This window comes from Streptomyces sp. NPDC054956 (assembly GCF_053609185.1).
Genome location: NZ_JBSGXB010000186.1, coordinates 12,310 through 15,126, shown reverse-complemented (window position 1 = coordinate 15,126; position 2,817 = coordinate 12,310). Strand labels below are relative to the sequence as shown.

General features: G+C 73.0%; 3 protein-coding genes. 2 read left to right on the top strand and 1 reads right to left on the bottom strand.

All coding sequences use genetic code 11. The features are described from left to right. Positions 1-23 precede the first annotated feature (23 nt). Positions 24-452 (bottom strand): type II toxin-antitoxin system Rv0910 family toxin, encoded by a 429-nt coding sequence (locus tag ACWGDE_RS25400; RefSeq protein WP_453391330.1) that lies wholly within the window; start codon positions 450-452, stop codon positions 24-26. A 181-nt stretch (positions 453-633) separates the two neighbouring features. Here ACWGDE_RS25400 and ACWGDE_RS25395 point away from each other — a divergent pair, with 181 nt between their 5' ends. Further along, positions 634-1,593 carry an EamA family transporter gene (locus tag ACWGDE_RS25395; protein WP_453391329.1) on the top strand — a complete coding sequence of 320 codons (960 nt, stop codon included), beginning with the start codon at positions 634-636 and terminating at the stop codon, positions 1,591-1,593. A gap of 165 nt (positions 1,594-1,758) precedes the next feature. Then, on the top strand, positions 1,759-2,811 hold the full coding sequence (locus ACWGDE_RS25390) for a DMT family transporter (protein WP_453391328.1): 1,053 nt from the start codon (positions 1,759-1,761) through the stop codon (positions 2,809-2,811). The last annotated feature ends 6 nt before the right edge of the window (positions 2,812-2,817 follow it).

Sequence of the window (2,817 nt, the reverse complement as noted above, 5' to 3'; positions counted from 1 at the left end):
CGTACGTACGGACGGGTCCGGGGTCAGGCGACCAGGCCGGCGAGCTTGCGGAGCGACTCGTTCAGCGCGGCGGTGGCGGAGTCCTTGAGCTTGCCCGCCATCAGGGAGACCGCGGCGCCGGTGAACTCCCCGTCGATGCGGACCGTGGTGGCCCCGCCGTCGGGGGTGAGGGTGTAGCGGGTCAGCACGGCCACGCCCATCGGGCCCTTGCCGGTGATCGCGATGACGCGCTCGTCCTCGAGCTCCGAGATCGTCCAGAGGACCTCGGCGGGGAAGCCCATCATCTTCATGTTCTCGGCGAAGGTGGACCCGACCGCGAGGGTCTCGGGACCGCCCTTCGGGAAGTTGGTGTGGGTCATGCTCCACTGGCCGTAAGCGTCCCAGTCGGTCAGCTGGGACCAGAGCTTCGCGGCGGACGCCTCGATGCGTGATTCCGCGGTGACTTCAGCCATGCGACCACCCCTTCTCGTCAGGTACGTGCGGCGGAACGTAGTCCCGGCGGACGCAACATTCAAGACTGACGACCTGTCAGATATTGGCGGCCGGGCCGCCCGCGGCCGCACCCGGTGTCGGGTGCGTCTCAACAGGTGTCACGCCCGTGACGCTCCTGACCGGCCCTGTCATGATGTCCGAATGCAAGCGTCAGGGAGACATGCCGGACTGGGCCTCGCCCTCGTTTCGGCGATCGCGTTCGGTGGTTCGGGTGTGGCGGCGAAGCCGCTGATCGAGGCGGGTCTGGATCCGCTCCACATGGTCTGGCTCAGGGTCGCCGGGGCGGCGCTCGTGCTGTCCCCGCTGGCTTGGCGCCATCGCGATCTCGTACGCCGCAAACCCCTGCTGCTCGCCGGTTTCGGGCTCATCGCCGTGGCCGGAGTCCAGGCCTTCTACTTCGCCTCGCTGTCCCGGATCCCGGTCGGGGTGGCCCTGCTGCTCGAGTACCTGGGACCCGCGCTGCTGCTCGGCTGGATCCGCTTCGTACAGCGCAAGCCGGTGACCCGGGCGGCCGCGGCCGGCGCCGCCGTGGCCGTCGTCGGGCTCGCCTGCGTGGTCCAGATCTGGGCCGGGCTCAGCCTCGACCTGCTCGGAGTGCTGCTCGGCCTCGCCGCCGCCTGCTGCCAGGCCTTCTACTTCGTCTTCGCCGACCAGGGAACCGACGGGGAGGACGTGCCCGACCCGATGGGCGTGATCGCGTACGGCATGATCATCGGCACCCTCGTGATGACCGTCATCGCCCGGCCGTGGCAGCTCGACTGGCAGGTGCTGAGCGGATACGCGGCGGTCGGCGACGTGATGGTGCCCGCGCCCGTGCTCCTGGCCTGGGTGGTGCTGATCGCGACCGTCCTCGCGTACCTGACCGGCGTGGTCTCCGTGCGCAAGCTGTCGCCGCAGGTCGCGGGGGTCGTGGCCTGCCTGGAGGCGGTCGTGGCGACGGTACTGGCCTGGGTGCTCCTCGGCGAGCACCTGGCGACCTGGCAGATCGTCGGCGGGGCGCTGGTGCTGGGCGGGGCCTTCATCGCGCAGACCTCCCGGCCGGCCGCGCCCGGGGTGGCGGAGCCGGTGTCCGCCCTGGACCGCGATCCGAGCAAGGTCTAGGCTGCCGATCATGCCGTCCACCGTGCTTCCGCCTCCCGCCGCCTAGCGCGGGCGGCTGCCACCACGTAGGAGAACCCGGCCCGGGCCGTGTCCCGGGCGGATTCGCGCTGCCCGCGAAGCGATGACCTGCTTCCTTCATCCTTCACGCACGCGCGGAGACTTCTCGTGTCGAACCATTCGCCCGCCATCGGGCGCAGTCTGCTGTACCTCGTCGTCGCCGGAGCCGCCTGGGGAACCGCCGGGGCGGCCGCCTCGCTGCTCTTCCTCGCCAGTGACCTCGGCCCGCTCGCCCTGTCGTTCTGGAGGTGTGCGGGCGGGCTGGCGGTGCTGCTCGCGGTACTCGCCGTACGCCGCCTGCGGGCCGGTGCGGACCGGCCGGAGCAGGCCGAGGGGCCCACGGCCGGGAAGGGCCGGGCGGGTGCGGGCCGGGCCGGGCCTTCGGTGGGGTCGCTCATCGGGACCGGGCTGCTGTTCACCCTCTTCCAGTCCGCGTACTTCGCCGCCGTGCGCGAGACCGGCCTCGCCGTCGGCACCGTGGTCACCCTCGGAGCCGGGCCCGTGCTCATCGCGCTGGGGGCCCGGTACTGGATGGGCGAGCGGCTCGGCCGGGGCGGGATCGTCGCCGTGGGCGGGGCGCTGGCCGGGCTGGCCGTACTGGTCCTCGGCAGCGGTGCGGGCGAGGTGCGCCCGGCCGGCATCGGCTGGGCCCTGCTGTCCGCCGCCGGATACGGGGCGATGACCCTGCGGGCCAGGCTGCTCGGGCGGCGCGGGGCCGGCGGGGACCCGCTGGTGACCACCGTCTGGTCGGTCGGGGTGGGCACGGTGTGCCTGTTGCCGGCCGCCCTGGTGGAGGGGCTGCTCCCGCACACCGCGGAGCCCGTGCGGGTGCTCTGGCTGCTCGCCTACATGGCCACCGTGCCGACCGCGCTCGCGTACGCGCTGTACTTCACCGGAGCCGCCGCGGTACGGGCCGCGACGGTGTCCGTGATCATGCTGATCGAGCCCGTGGGGGCGGCGGCGATCGCCGTCCTGGTGCTGGGGGAGCGGCTGACCGGCGCGGTGGTGCTGGGCACCGTACTGCTGCTGTCGGCGGTCGGGGCGCTGATCGCCGCCGAGTCGCGGCGCCCGGCGGGCGGGGTGGCGGACGCGCCGGAGGACGCGCCGGAGGACGGGCCGCATGAGCGGCCCGCCGACCGGGTTAACAGCACGGTGGCGTAATCCGGG